Here is a 12,799-nt window from a genome sequence, read left to right on the forward strand (position 1 = left end):
CTCACGCGATGCAGGATGGCGAAATGGCCACCTGTCTTCCACAGCCCTCAGCCTGAGGAGCGATCGCAGATCGCGTCTCGAAAGAGGCTCGAGGAGAGCGGACCGGCCTACGGAGGCATCATGGATCGAACTGCGAACGGACTGCTCAACGGCTTCATCGGCGTCATCATCTTCAGCGGCTCGCTGCCGGCGACCCGCGTCGCCGTCGCCGATTTCGATCCAATCTTCCTGACCGTCGCGCGCGCCGCCATCGCCGGGTTGCTCGGCCTCGCCCTCCTGCTCGTGCTCAGGCAGAAGCGGCCAGAGCCTGCCGACCTGCTGCCGCTCGCGGTGGTCGCGCTCTGCGTCGTCGTCGGCTTTCCACTCCTGACAGCGCTCGCTCTCCAGCACGTCACCTCCGCCCATTCCATCGTCTTCGTCGGGCTGCTGCCGCTCGCGACGGCGATCTTCGGCGTTCTGCGCGGCGGCGAGCGTCCGCGACCAGCCTTCTGGGTCTTCGCCGGCTTCGGCAGCCTCTGCGTCGTCGGCTTCGCCTGGACGCAAGGCTTCGCCGCCTCGCCCGTCGGCGATCTCCTGATGCTCGCCGCCATCATCGCCTGCGGCCTCGGCTATGCTGAGGGCGCCCGCCTTTCGCGCCATCTCGGCGGCTGGCAGGTAATCTCCTGGGCGCTGGTCCTGTCCCTGCCGATCATGGCCGGGCTCACATTGCTGACACTGCCGGCCTCCTTCGCGCAGGCGGGCATCCCGGCCTGGCTCGGCCTCGCCTATGTCTCGCTGTTCAGCATGCTGATCGGCTTCGTCTTCTGGTATCGCGGCCTGGTCCAGGGCGGCATCGCCGCGGTCGGCCAACTGCAGTTGCTGCAACCCTTCTTCGGGCTTTTGCTGGCGGCGCTGCTGCTCGGCGAAACCGTGGGCTGGCAGATGGTGGCGACCTCGATCGCCGTGGTGGCCTGCGTCGCCGGCGCAAGGCGCTTTGCGCGATAGCGCCGGCCCCGTTCAGCCCTGCATCGGCTTCAGCAGGACGACCGGGTCGCCGGGCGCGATCTGCCCCGGCAGATCGACCGAGAGCACGAGACCGCGCAGGCGCGCCGCCGCCTTGACGAAGGCGAACTCCAACTCCGGCCGGCCGGCGGCAGCCGCGACGGCTCGTCCCGACAGCCGGCAGGGCGCGTTATAGGCCTCGACCCGAAGCACAGCCGTGCCGTCGAAGCGCCCCTTGCCGCCCCAGGCGCCGCCGATCGCGAGGCGACTGCCGGGCATGATCCGCGAAAACCCCGGCAGCCCCTCGACCAGGAGGTTGCCGCCGAGCCATTGCGGCGGCAGCGCTTCGATTGCGAGCGCGGCGGCGACCTCGGCGAGTTCGTCCGGACACAGCGCCGACAGCTGGCGATCGTTGCGCAGCGTTATCCCGCGCGGCAGCCAGGGCTCGCGCGCCCCGGCGCGACGAAACGCGCCGTAATGGCGGCTGCCGGGGATGCCATGATGATCGAGATCGATGTGACGGACGGGCGCCGTGATGAAGGCCGCACCGAAGCGCGCCGCCTGCACCGTCCGCAGGACTGCCGCAAGCCTGCCGCTTGCGAGCACGGCCGTCATCGCGGCCGGGGCGGCGGGGGCCTCGCCGTTCTCATGGGCCAGCCGGTCAGAGCAGCTTGAGCGCGCCGGCCGCTGTTTTGCCCCGTTCGGTCTTGAGCTCGAACGAGACTTTTTGTCCTTCGGTCAGCGTCAACATCCCCGCTTCCTTGACGGCCGTGACGTGCACGAACACGTCCTTGCCGCCATCAGAGGGCTGAATGAAGCCAAAGCCTTTCTCGGTATTGAACCACTTCACGGTTCCGGTCGCCATCGCCGCATCCTTTGGAGCATCCATGGTCTCGCGAGGCCCCCTGGAGACTTGCTCTCCAGGGGCCGCGCCAATCGAGAATTGACCGAAAACGAATGCTTGTCGAGATCAAAGCATTGGCAATTAAAGTGGACCCCCTTCAGGGTTTCGTGAGTTCGAACCGGGTCTTAGCCTCGGCCAGAGACGAGCCGCCGAGATAGACTTCGACCAACCCGGGATCGATCCGGTAACGGCCGGCGTCGTCATGGGCGCCGAGCGTGCCGGCCTCGAGCCGGAAGGTCACCGTCTTCGTCTCACCGGCCTTCAGGAAGACCTTCTCGAAGCCCTTGAGCTGCCGCAGCGGCCGCGACCGCTCGGCCACAGGCTGGCGAACATAGAGCTGAGCCACCTCCTGCCCGTCGCGCTCGCTCCGGTTGCTCACCTCGACGGCGATCTCGACGGCGCCGTTCATCGCCACCTTCTCGCGCGAGACACGCGGATTGGCATAGGTGAAGCGGCTATAGGACAGGCCGAAGCCGAACGGGTAGAGCGCCTCATTGGCCTCGTCCATGAAGATCGATTCATAGCGCTGGCGGATCTTCTGCGGCCGGCCGGTGGGCAACTGGTCGTAATAGACTGGAATCTGCCCGACCGAGCGCGGGAAGCTCATCGGCACCCGTCCGGCGGGATTGACCTTGCCGGCCAGCACCTCGGCGATGGCCGCGCGCCCCTCGGTGCCGCCATGGAAGGTCTGGACGATCGCCGCGACATGCTTGTCGGCCCAGGTGAGGACCAGCGGCCGCCCCGTCGCCAGGACCAGCACCACCGGCTTGCCGGTCGAAACCAGCGCCGCGAGCAGCTCCTGCTGCACGCCCGGCAGGCCGAGATCGGTGCGCGAGGCGCCCTCGCCCATGAACTCGCAATCCTCGCCGAGCATGGCGACGACGAGGTCCGCGGCGGCAGCAGCCTTCACGGCCGCCTCCTTGTCCTTGAACTCGGTGCCGCAATTCCTGGTGAAGGCGGGTTCGTAAGCGACCGTGACATCGGCCGGCAGCTGCTCGCGCAGCGCATCCGGCAGCGGCTGGACCAGGCGGCGGCCGAGACCGGCCGGATCGGTCCAGACCCGCTCGTCCTCAGGCACCGCCATGGCGCCGATCACCGCGACCGACTTCACCGAAGGCGCGATCGGCAGCGTCGCCTTGTCGTTCTTGAGCAGGATGACGCCCTCGCGCGCCGCCTGCCGCGCAACCTTGCGGGCCTCTTCCGTCTGCATCAGCGAGGGCGCTGCAGCGACGTCGACATCGCCGCGCTCGAACAGGCCGAGATGGTACTTGACCCGGAGAACGCGTCGCACCGCCTCGTCGAGGGCCTTCACCGGCACCCGTCCGGCCTTCACCTCATTGGCGAGGTGCTTGTGATAGACGTCGCCCATCATGTCCATGTCGATGCCGGCGAGCAGCGCCTTGCGCGCCGCCTCGGCATCGTCCTTGGCGATGCCGTGCAGGCGCAATTCGGTGATCGAGCCGAAATCCGAGGTTACGAAACCGCGAAAGCCCCATTTGCCGCGCAGGAGGTCGGTCAGCATGCCGCGATGGGCCGTGGCCGGCATGCCGTTCAGCGCGTTGAAGGCCGCCATCGCCGTCATCGCGCCGGCCTGGAAGGCGGCCTTGAAGGGCGGCAGGTGCAGATCGTGTAGCTGGCTCAGCGGAATCCAGGTCGAATTGTAGTCGCGCCCGGCCTCGCCCGCGCCATAACCGACGAAATGCTTGACGCTCGCCGCCACCCCGCCGCGCTGATAGCCGCTTGTGCGCGCCGCCGCGACGACGCTGGCGAGATGGACGTCCTCGCCGGCGCCTTCCAGCACCCGGCCCCAGCGCGGATCGCGCGACATGTCGACCATCGGCGCGAAGGTCCAGTTGATGCCGGCGGCGCTCGCCTCGCGCCCGGTCCAATAGGCCGCCTGCTCGATCAGTTGCGGGTTCCAGCTCGCCGCCTGGCCGAGCGGCAGCGGAAAATAGGTCGAGAAGCCGTGGACCGCGTCGAGCCCGATGATCAGCGGAATCTTCAGCCGCGACTGGCGCACCGCTTCCTGGACCTGCCGGACCTCCTGCGGCACGACGAAGTTCATCACCGCACCCATCCGGCCGGCCTTGACCTGATTGATGTCGAAGCCCTCGCCGCGGCCGGAGAGGTGGAGCTGGCCGACCTTCTCCTCCAGCGTCATCTTGCCGATGAGCGCATCGACCTTGCGCTCGATCGCGGCGGCCTCGGGGCCGGTCTTCCAGCCGACCCCCTGCTGGGCGAAAGCGATGGTGGCGAAGCCGCAGGTCAGGAGTGCAGCAAAGAGCCGCAGAATCATGTCGAAGCCTTGTGCTTGCTCGGAAGGTCGGGCGCCCGGTACAGGATCGGCGCGGATGGCTCAACCATTGCTTCGCCGCCGGGCCATGAACGGAAGCTGAAGCGCGACGCGTCGACGGATGGCAAAGATGACGATCGGCACGGGCGCGGCGAATCGGCACCGCTTTTATGAAGACGCAATCGCGATGCTGCTCGGCGCCATGCTGATCAGCCTGGGCGTCGCGCTCTACGCCAAGGCGACGCTGGTAACCGGTGGCCTCGCCGGCCTCGCGCTCCTGGTCGAGGCGGCGGGCGGCCCGTCCTTCTCCGCCGGCTTCTTCCTTTTGAACCTGCCCTTCTACTGGCTTGCCCTGCTGCGCATGGGCCGCGCCTACACGCTGCGAACCTTCCTCGCCGTCGCGCTGGTCTCGGGCCTGAGCTGGGCGACGCCGCAACTGATCCGGATCGAACAGGTCGAGCCCTTCTATGCAGCGATCGCCGGCGGCTCGCTGATGGGCATCGGCATGCTGGTGCTGTTCCGGCACCGCACCGGGCTCGGCGGCGTCAACGTGCTCGCCGCCTATCTGCAGGAGCGCCATGGGCTGCGCGCCGGCTGGGTCCAACTCGGCATCGATGCCGCGATCCTCGCCGCCGCCGCTTTCGTGCTGCCGCTGGACAAGGTGGCATTGTCGCTGGTCGGCGCCTTCGTGCTCAATCTCAACCTCGCGATCAACCACAAGCCGGGCCGCTATCTCGGCGTGACATGACGCTGCGGTTGCCTCCCGCGACATTCCATGCGACCGAGCGGGGCGACGACAATGCGCGATGAGGCGACCATGGCCCAGCTCTTGACCATCGAAGACCTGCGTATCCAGGCGAAGCGCCGCGTGCCGCGCATGTTCTACGACTACGCCGATTCAGGGGCCTGGACCGAGGGCACCTACCGCGCCAACGAGACCGACTTCGCCAAGGTCAAGCTGCGCCAGCGGGTCGCTGTCGACATGACCAACCGCACCTTGGCCTCGACCATGATCGGCCAGCCCGTTTCGATGCCGGTCGCGCTCGCTCCCACCGGCCTGACCGGCATGCAGCACGCCGATGGCGAAATCCTCGCCGCCCGCGCCGCACACAAGGCCGGCGTCCCCTTCACGCTCTCCACGATGAGCATCTGCTCGCTGGAGGACATCGCCAACCATGTCGGCTCGCCCTTCTGGTTCCAGCTCTATGTGATGCGCGACCGCGACTTCATCGCCCGGCTGATCCAGCGCGCCAAGGCCGCCGGCTGCTCGGCGCTGGTGCTGACGCTCGACCTGCAGATCCTCGGCCAGCGCCACAAGGACATCCGCAACGGCCTCTCGGCCCCGCCGAAGCCGACCATCGCCAACATGATCAATCTGGCGACGAAGCCGCGCTGGTGCCTGCAGATGCTGGACACGCCGCGCCGGACCTTCGGCAACATCGTCGGCCATGCCAAGGGCGTCGGCGACCTGTCCTCGCTCTCCTCGTGGACCGCCGAGCAGTTCGACCCGCAGCTCGACTGGGACGACGTGCAGTGGATCAAGGACCAATGGGGCGGCAAGCTGATCCTGAAGGGCATCCTCGATCCCGAGGATGCTGAGCTCGCCGTGAAGAGCGGTGCGGATGCGCTGATCGTCTCCAACCATGGCGGCCGCCAGCTCGACGGCGCCCTGTCCTCGATCGAGGCCCTGCCGGCGATCGTCGATGCGGTCGGCGGGCGCACCGAGATCCTGTTCGATGGCGGCATCCGCTCGGGGCAGGACGTCATCAAGGCGCTGGCGCTCGGCGCACACGGCACCTTCATCGGCCGCGCCTTCCTCTATGGCCTCGGCGCCATGGGAGAGGCCGGTGTCACCCGCTGCCTCGACATCATCCGCAAGGAACTCGACGTCACCATGGCGCTCTGCGGCAAGCGCGACATCAACACGATCGACGAGAACATCCTCGTCGGCGGGCGCGAAGAGGCGCTGCGGCGGCTTGCCGCCGGCTGACGCCTGCCGAAGCCGGCGCAGTCGCGGGCTCCGAAAAGCAAAGACCGGCCGCGCCGAAAGCGCCGCCGGTCTTTTTGTCTGTGCATCCGGCCGGATAGGGCGTCAGGCCCTTACGCCGCGCTGGCAAGCCGACACCATTGCGCAACCGCCGCTCCGCCTACCTTCCGGGAGACGCGGGAGCGGCGGCGAGCTTTTGCCTCAGCGCGTGAACTTCTTGTACTGGATCCGCTTCGGGATCGTGGAGTCGATGCCGAGGCGGCGCTTCTTGTCTTCCTCATAGTCCGCGAAATTGCCCTCGAACCACTCGACATGGCTGTCGCCCTCGAAGGCGAGGATGTGGGTCGCGATGCGGTCGAGGAACCAGCGATCGTGGCTGATGATCACAGCGCAGCCGGCATAATCCTCCAGCGCCTCTTCGAGCGCGCGCAGCGTGTCGACGTCGAGGTCGTTGGTCGGCTCGTCGAGCAGCAGGACGTTGGCGCCGGACTTCAGCATCTTGGCGAGGTGGACGCGGTTGCGCTCACCGCCCGAGAGCGAGCCGACCTTCTTCTGCTGGTCGCCGCCCTTGAAGTTGAAGGCCGAGCAATAGGCGCGCGAATTGATCTCGCGCTTGCCGAGATAGATGATGTCGTTGCCGCCCGAGATCTCTTCCCAGACATTCTTCTTGTCGTCGAGCGAGTCGCGGCTCTGGTCGACATAGCCGAGCTGGACGCTCTCGCCGATCTTGATCGTGCCGGCATCGGGCTTCTCGGCGCCGGTAATCATCTTGAACAGCGTGGTCTTGCCGGCGCCGTTGGGGCCGATCACGCCGACGATGCCGCCCGGCGGCAGCTTGAAGGTCAGGCCGTCGATCAGCAGCTTGTCCTGGAAGCCTTTCGACAGGTCCTCGAAATCGACGACGTTGTTGCCGAGCCGCTCGGCGATCGGGATGATGATCTGGGCGGTGTCCGGGCCCTTCTGCGAGGCCTTCTGCACCAGCTCGTCATAGCGCTGGATACGGGCCTTGCTCTTGGCCTGGCGGGCCTTCGGCGAGGCCGAGACCCATTCCTGCTCGCGCGCCAGCGTCTTCTGCCGGGCGACGTCCTCGCGGCCTTCCTGTTCGAGGCGCTTCTGCTTCTGCACCGACCAGGCCGAGTAGTTGCCCTCATAGGGGATGCCCTGGCCGCGATCGAGTTCGAGGATCCAGCTGGTGACGTTGTCGAGGAAGTAGCGATCGTGGGTGACGATCAGGATCGCACCCGGATAGGTCCGCAGATGGCCTTCGAGCCAGGCGGTGGTCTCGGCGTCGAGATGGTTGGTCGGCTCGTCGAGCAGCAGCAGTTCCGGCTGCTCCAGCAGCAGCTTGCAGAGCGCGACGCGGCGACGCTCGCCGCCCGAGAGCTTGTCGACCGCCCAGTCGTCAGGCGGGCAGCGCAGCGCGTCCATCGCCTGGTCGACCTTGGAATCGAGATCCCACAGGCCCTTGGCCTCGATCTCGTCCTGGAGATTGGTCATCTCGTCGGCGGTCTCGTCCGAATAGTTCATGGCGAGTTCGTTGTAACGGTCGAGGATCGCCTTCTGGGGCGCGACGCCGAGCATGACGTTGTCGCGGACGTTCAGGCTCTCGTCGAGCTTCGGCTCCTGCGGCAGGTAGCCGACACGGGCGCCGTCCGCGACCCAGGCCTCACCAGTCCATTCCTTGTCGAAGCCGGCCATGATCTTGAGCAGGGTCGACTTGCCGGCGCCGTTGACGCCGAGCACGCCGATCTTGGCGTCCGGATAGAAGGACAGATGGATGTTGTTCAGGACCTGCTTGCCGCCCGGATAGGTCTTGGACAGGCCGCGCATATGGTAGATGAACTGACGAGACATAGAGGTGCGAACTCCGCTCCGGGCGTGATGGCCTGAGGCTTTCGGGAAATCTGCCGCGTATGTAGCGACAGGGGCAGCGGGCCGCAACCGGCGCGCGATGCCTCGCCGGGCGCACAGAGCGCAACGCGCGCTTCCGCCGAGCCGCGCCGCCGCCTATGAACGCTGCGAGGGCGGAGGGACTGGCGGTGGCGGCTTCGAACAGCAAGGGCGTGATCGAACTGCGCCTGACCGACGGTGCGCAGCTCTTCAACAATCTCGACCCGTTTCCCTTCCGCGAGCGCGATCTCTCGGCCGAGGCCGAGCACTACATCGTCGAATGGGCGGAGGAGTTGCCGAAGAAGCAGCCGATCGAGATCGTGGTCCACCTGCAATCATCCGGTTCGGCACCTGATCCCGCCGCCCATATTCCAGCCGCGATCACCGGCTGGTTCCGGACCAAGGAGCGCGACGAAGCCCGCGCCATCCGCCAACTCTTCCACGACGGGCGCCTCGCCTTCCTGATCGGCCTGGCCGGGCTCTCGCTCTGCATGGCGCTGATCTGGTTGCTGACTCAGGCCTTCGAAGGCGCGTTCATGCGGGTCGTCCAGGAGAGCCTCGTCATCGTCGGCTGGGTGGTGATCTGGCGGCCGGCCGAGATGTTCCTCTACGACTGGGTGCCGCTGCTGCGGCGCAAGACCCTGTACCGCCGCCTCGCCGATGCGACGGTGACGGTCCGGACCGGCTGAAGCAGGCGAAGTCACGAAACCGCCAGAGCGCGCCGCCGGACTTTTCACGGCCCGGCTTTTGCCTGAAGCTCTGCCATGTCGGCAGAGACGGAGCGCTTGCGATGGGCTTGTCGGACACTCTCTTGCGACATGGCCTCGCCATGCTGGCGGCAGCGGTTCTGCTTGCCTCGCCTGTCCGCTCCGAGACCGGTGAGCCCGGCTGCCGTCCGGAGATGGCGCGAAGCCGCCTGCCGATCAGCCTCGCCAATCTCGGCAAGGGCGAGGTCCGCCTCACCTTCGTCGGCCACGCCACCTTCCTGATCGAGACGCCGGGTGGGGTGAAGGCGGCGACCGATTACAACGACTATGTCCGCCCGACAGCGACGCCCGACATCGCCACGATGAACAAGGCCCATTCGACGCATTATTCGCGAGCGCCGGACCCGGCGATCAAGCGCGTCCTGCCCGGCTGGGACCAGAGCGGCGCCGGCGCCGCGAAGCATGACGTCACCTTCGGCGACCTGCGCGTGCGCAATGTCCCGACCAATATCCGCACCTATTCCGGCGGCACCGATTTCGACGGCAATTCGATGTTCGTCTTCGAGATCGGCGAGCTCTGCATCGCCCATCTCGGCCATCTCCACCATCCGCTGGAGCCCGGCCATTTGCGCGCGCTCGGCCGGGTCGACATCGTGCTCTTCCCGGTCGACGGCAGCTACACGCTCGACCAGGAAGGCATGCTCGACGTACTGAAATCGCTGCAGGCGCGGGTGATGATCCCGATGCACTTCTTCGGTGGCGGCACGCTCAACCGCTTCCTCGCTCGCTCGCAGGACCTCTGGCCGGTCGAGCGGCGCGAGCAGTCGCAGATCGTGTTGTCGAAGGCCTCGCTGCCGGCGAAGCCGACGATCATCGTTCTGCCGGGCTCTTGAGCGGCAATGCGGAGCGGCCTTCCATTATGGCCGCCGATCTGTGCGCCGCGGCTTCAGCGCTGCGTCTGCCCGCGAAGCTCAACCTGAACCAGCGCGGGCGCTCGAACAGGAAGCGCAGCATCGTTCCCCCGACGAGCCGATGCAGGACCAGCGGCAGCGCGACGCAGAGCAGCGTGAGCAGCAACGATGCCGTACCGACGTCGAACTCCAGATCCGTCCGGATCAGCGCGATGCGCGTCGCCGCCATCGGAATGAAGAAGGCGAGGTAGATCGGCAGGGAATTGCGGCCGCAATAGGCGATCCAGCCGAGATGCCCGGCGAACAGGGCCGAAAAGGCGATGACGCCGAGTGCGCCGGCATGGCCGAGCACCAGATCGGCCGCGAACGTCTCATGCAGCGTCTGATAGCCGAAGAGGCCGGCCAGCAAGGCGCTCGCCGCCGCCCAGACGAGCCAGAGCTTCAGCGCGGCGGTGCGATGCTCGCGAACCCAGTCGGCGAAGCGGAAGATCGCAGGGGTGAACAGCGCCCCGCTCAGGAAGAAGACGAAATAAGCCGCGAACGCATCGACGAGCAGCCAGCCGGTCGTCACCGGCACGGTCGCGATCGCCGCGGCAACCAGCCAGGTCACCAGGGGATAGCCGCGCATCGCCTTGGTCACCACGAAGAAGACGGCCAGCAGATAGATGAACCAGAGCAGGCCGAAGGGCTGGATCAGCCCCAGCGCATAGGAGCCGAACAGAGCAGCCGCATCACCCTCGCCCCAGCTCCGGAATTTGAGCAGGCTATGGATCGCCAGCCAGAGCAGGTAGAGATAGACCAGCGGCACGATCCTCCGGTCGAGGAATTCCGGCCAGCTCTTCCCGATCAGCCGCGAGGCGAACAATCCCGAGAGCAGGAAGAAGCCCGGCATCCGGAACTGCTTGGCCCAATCGATGAAAGGGCCGATCCAGCTCTCACGCTCCAGCGCGATCTGGAGGCCGCCGGCGACATGCATCAGTACGACCAGGATGATGCAGAAGCCCCTGGCCGTATCGACCCAGTCCAGGCGAGAAGAGGCACGGCCCTCGGCCGATCTCGCGAATTCCGACATGCTCTGCAAGGCTCCGCTCCGACACGGCACCCTGGCATGCCAAGTTTAGCGGCCGGTTAGATCGATCCCCGAAACCACGGATGATATCGCAAGGAACCGTCAAGAAAGTCCCCCGGGACGACCGCGGCCGCGATGGCCTCGAAACGCCCCGGCGGCTCGCCGCCTGTCTCAGCTGTTCACCCCACCATCGATGGTGAGCCCCGCACCGGTGACGAAACGCCCCTCCTCGCTCGCCAGATAGGTGATGAGGCCGGCGATATCCTCCGGTTTGCCAAAGCGTGGGATCGCCATGCGGGCGCGCTGCTCCTCGGCCTGCTCGCCGGCGGCCGGGTTCATGTCGGTATCGGTCGAGCCGGGATGGACGACGTTGACGGTGATGCCGCGCGGCCCGAGATCACGGGCCAGCCCCTTGGTGAAGCCGACCAGCGCCGCCTTGCTCATCGCATAGAGCGCGATGCCGGGCTCGGTCACGCGCTCGGCGAGGCAGGAGCCGGTGGTGATGATGCGCCCACCCTCTGGCAGATACGCGGCAGCCGCCTGCGAGGCGATGATCACGGCCCGGACATTGACCGCAAGGATCGCGTCGATCTCCTGCAGGCTCCAGCCGCCGACCTCGCCATAATGCCAGATGCCGGCATTGTTGACGAGAATATCGAGGCCGCCGAGTTCATGCGCGGCGCCCTCGACCGCAGCCTTCAGCGCCTCGGCATCGGCATTGTCGGCCTGCAGCGCGATCGCCTTGCGGCCGAGCGCTCGGATCCGCCCGACCACCGCCTCCGCCTTGTCGCGGGCGCGCTCATAGGTGATCGCGACATCGGCCCCCTCCTGCGCCAGCCGCAGCGCCGTCGCAGCCCCGATACCGCGGCTGCCGCCGGTCACCAGCGCCTTCTTCCCGGTCATCCTCATCATCGCATCACCTATTATGTATCGAATGATACATAATAGGTGATGCGCTTGCCGCCTTGCGTCAAGCAGATTATTTACCGACTGCTACAAAAAGGAGTTCGACTTGGCGGAACGCGGCCGACCACGCAGCTTCGACCGGGGCGAGGCACTGCGCCACGCAATGATGCTGTTCTGGGAGAAAGGCTTCCAGAGCACTTCGATGAGCGAGCTCACCGCCGCGATGGGCATCAACGCGCCGAGCCTTTACGCCGCTTTCGGCAGCAAGGATGCGCTCTATCGCGAGGCGATGGCGCTTTATGAAGAAGGCGACGGAGTCGAGCTCGGCCGGCAGATCGCCGACGCCCCGAGCGCGAAAGCGGCGGTCGAGGCCTATCTGATGCGCTCCGCGGCGCTCTTCACGCGTCCCGGCAAACCGGCCGGCTGCATGGTCGTGCTTTCGGTGATCCATGGCGCCGGCACGAGCCCACAGACCTGCACGGCACTGCGCGATGCGAGAGCCGAGGCCCAGGCGATGATCGAGGCGCGGCTGCGTCGCGCGGTCGAGGCGAGCGAACTGCCGGCGGCATCCGACCTAGCCGCCATCGCCTCGTTCTACGTCACGGTGCAGCAGGGCATGTCGATCCGGGCGCGCGACGGCGCGACCCGGCCCGAGCTGGAAGCGATCGCAAGAGCGGCGATGTCGGCCTGGGATGGCCTGACGCAGGCCAGGAGCTGAAGCGGGCGGGTTCGGCCGGTGCGCTTAACGCCTTGCTCAGATTGAATCGAAGCTTTTCTGGGCAAGCGCATCGATCTCCGGCACCGTCGCCGGCAGTCGATGGAGCTTTCGATGATCCGCGCCCTTGCAGTCGCCGTGCTCGCCGTCATGCTCGCTCCGGCCAGCGCCGAAGCTGCCAAGTTCAGGTCCAACGGCAGCCGTTCGCATGAAAGCCAGGCGCGCCCGGCGAACCGTGACGGCTCCCTCATCGTGACCCCCGGCCTGCGCAGCCGACAGGCCGGCCAGCCTGCCTCGGCCCGACCGCCCTACGCCAGCAGCCCGAGCCAGGTTGCGGCGAGCGCGACCGTGCCGCTGCGGCTGAGTTCCGCCGAGGAGCCGCGGGTCTGGTGCCGCTCGCAGGTAGTGGTCGGCGGCTTCTGCGTCCTGAACTGAC

Annotated in this window: 13 protein-coding genes; 7 read left to right on the forward strand and 6 right to left on the reverse strand. The window is 67.0% G+C overall.

Annotated features, from left to right (window positions below; genetic code table 11):
* Nucleotides 1–120: 120 nt before the first annotated feature.
* A complete protein-coding gene (locus J0J10_RS13400) occupies nucleotides 121–984 on the forward strand; it encodes a DMT family transporter (RefSeq protein WP_291647005.1) in 864 nt (287 codons plus the stop codon).
* Between the two features lie 12 nt (nucleotides 985–996).
* On the opposite strand, the gene J0J10_RS13405 is transcribed toward J0J10_RS13400, so the two are convergent.
* The 3 genes from J0J10_RS13405 to J0J10_RS13415 form a co-directional block, all read right to left on the reverse strand.
* Complete coding sequence (locus J0J10_RS13405) at nucleotides 997–1,587, reverse strand: MOSC domain-containing protein (RefSeq protein ID WP_291647006.1); 591 nt, start codon at nucleotides 1,585–1,587, stop codon at nucleotides 997–999.
* Nucleotides 1,588–1,642: 55 nt separating this feature from the next.
* Nucleotides 1,643–1,846 (reverse strand): cold-shock protein, encoded by a 204-nt coding sequence (locus J0J10_RS13410; protein ID WP_291635407.1) that lies wholly within the window; start codon nucleotides 1,844–1,846, stop codon nucleotides 1,643–1,645.
* Nucleotides 1,847–1,982: 136 nt separating this feature from the next.
* Nucleotides 1,983–4,181: a glycoside hydrolase family 3 N-terminal domain-containing protein gene (locus J0J10_RS13415; RefSeq protein WP_291647007.1), complete on the reverse strand. Its 2,199-nt coding sequence runs from the start codon at nucleotides 4,179–4,181 to the stop codon at nucleotides 1,983–1,985.
* A gap of 118 nt (nucleotides 4,182–4,299) precedes the next feature.
* On the opposite strand from J0J10_RS13415, the gene J0J10_RS13420 reads away from it, so the two are divergent.
* Nucleotides 4,300–4,926, forward strand: coding sequence for a YitT family protein (locus J0J10_RS13420; protein ID WP_465247203.1), 627 nt, complete (start codon nucleotides 4,300–4,302; stop codon nucleotides 4,924–4,926).
* Between the two features lie 69 nt (nucleotides 4,927–4,995).
* Nucleotides 4,996–6,168 (forward strand): alpha-hydroxy acid oxidase, encoded by a 1,173-nt coding sequence (locus tag J0J10_RS13425; protein WP_291647009.1) that lies wholly within the window; start codon nucleotides 4,996–4,998, stop codon nucleotides 6,166–6,168.
* Between the two features lie 198 nt (nucleotides 6,169–6,366).
* Here J0J10_RS13425 and ettA read toward each other — a convergent pair whose 3' ends face one another.
* Complete coding sequence (gene ettA / locus J0J10_RS13430) at nucleotides 6,367–8,019, reverse strand: energy-dependent translational throttle protein EttA (RefSeq protein WP_291635413.1); 1,653 nt, start codon at nucleotides 8,017–8,019, stop codon at nucleotides 6,367–6,369.
* Between the two features lie 185 nt (nucleotides 8,020–8,204).
* On the opposite strand from ettA, the gene J0J10_RS13435 reads away from it, so the two are divergent.
* The gene (locus tag J0J10_RS13435) at nucleotides 8,205–8,744 is read left to right on the forward strand and encodes a hypothetical protein (protein WP_291647010.1); all 540 of its coding nucleotides are present in this window, start codon (nucleotides 8,205–8,207) and stop codon (nucleotides 8,742–8,744) included.
* A 107-nt stretch (nucleotides 8,745–8,851) separates the two neighbouring features.
* The gene (locus tag J0J10_RS13440; protein WP_291647011.1) at nucleotides 8,852–9,655 is read left to right on the forward strand and encodes an MBL fold metallo-hydrolase; all 804 of its coding nucleotides are present in this window, start codon (nucleotides 8,852–8,854) and stop codon (nucleotides 9,653–9,655) included.
* Here J0J10_RS13440 and J0J10_RS13445 read toward each other — a convergent pair.
* Together J0J10_RS13445 and J0J10_RS13450 are read right to left on the reverse strand one after the other, a co-directional pair.
* Nucleotides 9,633–10,745, reverse strand: a complete 1,113-nt coding sequence (locus J0J10_RS13445) for an acyltransferase family protein (RefSeq protein ID WP_291647012.1) — start codon at nucleotides 10,743–10,745, stop codon at nucleotides 9,633–9,635. The two genes, J0J10_RS13440 and J0J10_RS13445, sit on opposite strands and share 23 nt — an antisense overlap.
* A 168-nt stretch (nucleotides 10,746–10,913) precedes the next feature.
* Nucleotides 10,914–11,654, reverse strand: coding sequence for an SDR family NAD(P)-dependent oxidoreductase (locus J0J10_RS13450; protein ID WP_291647013.1), 741 nt, complete (start codon nucleotides 11,652–11,654; stop codon nucleotides 10,914–10,916).
* A gap of 100 nt (nucleotides 11,655–11,754) precedes the next feature.
* Here J0J10_RS13450 and J0J10_RS13455 point away from each other — a divergent pair, with 100 nt between their 5' ends.
* Both J0J10_RS13455 and J0J10_RS13460 read left to right on the forward strand, forming a co-directional pair.
* Nucleotides 11,755–12,366: a TetR/AcrR family transcriptional regulator gene (locus tag J0J10_RS13455; protein ID WP_291647014.1), complete on the forward strand. Its 612-nt coding sequence runs from the start codon at nucleotides 11,755–11,757 to the stop codon at nucleotides 12,364–12,366.
* Nucleotides 12,367–12,477: 111 nt separating this feature from the next.
* Complete coding sequence (locus J0J10_RS13460) at nucleotides 12,478–12,798, forward strand: hypothetical protein (RefSeq protein WP_291647015.1); 321 nt, start codon at nucleotides 12,478–12,480, stop codon at nucleotides 12,796–12,798.
* Nucleotide 12,799: the final 1 nt, after the last annotated feature.

This window comes from Allobosea sp. (assembly GCF_017308075.1).
Classification (GTDB): Bacteria; Pseudomonadota; Alphaproteobacteria; order Rhizobiales; family Beijerinckiaceae; genus Allobosea.

What these genes read in the sequence shown, in the direction of transcription:
- J0J10_RS13425 (WP_291647009.1), top strand. Translation starts at nt 4,996, where the DNA reads ATGGCCCAGCTCTTGACCATCGAAGACCTGCGTATCCAGGCGAAGCGC.
- J0J10_RS13400 (WP_291647005.1), top strand. Translation starts at nt 121, where the DNA reads ATGGATCGAACTGCGAACGGACTGCTCAACGGCTTCATCGGCGTCATC.
- J0J10_RS13460 (WP_291647015.1), top strand. Translation starts at nt 12,478, where the DNA reads ATGATCCGCGCCCTTGCAGTCGCCGTGCTCGCCGTCATGCTCGCTCCG.
- J0J10_RS13420 (WP_465247203.1), top strand. Translation starts at nt 4,300, where the DNA reads ATGGCAAAGATGACGATCGGCACGGGCGCGGCGAATCGGCACCGCTTT.
- J0J10_RS13450 (WP_291647013.1), bottom strand. Translation starts at nt 11,654, where the DNA reads ATGATGAGGATGACCGGGAAGAAGGCGCTGGTGACCGGCGGCAGCCGC.
- J0J10_RS13410 (WP_291635407.1), bottom strand. Translation starts at nt 1,846, where the DNA reads ATGGCGACCGGAACCGTGAAGTGGTTCAATACCGAGAAAGGCTTTGGC.
- ettA (WP_291635413.1), bottom strand. Translation starts at nt 8,019, where the DNA reads ATGTCTCGTCAGTTCATCTACCATATGCGCGGCCTGTCCAAGACCTAT.
- J0J10_RS13445 (WP_291647012.1), bottom strand. Translation starts at nt 10,745, where the DNA reads ATGTCGGAATTCGCGAGATCGGCCGAGGGCCGTGCCTCTTCTCGCCTG.
- J0J10_RS13415 (WP_291647007.1), bottom strand. Translation starts at nt 4,181, where the DNA reads ATGATTCTGCGGCTCTTTGCTGCACTCCTGACCTGCGGCTTCGCCACC.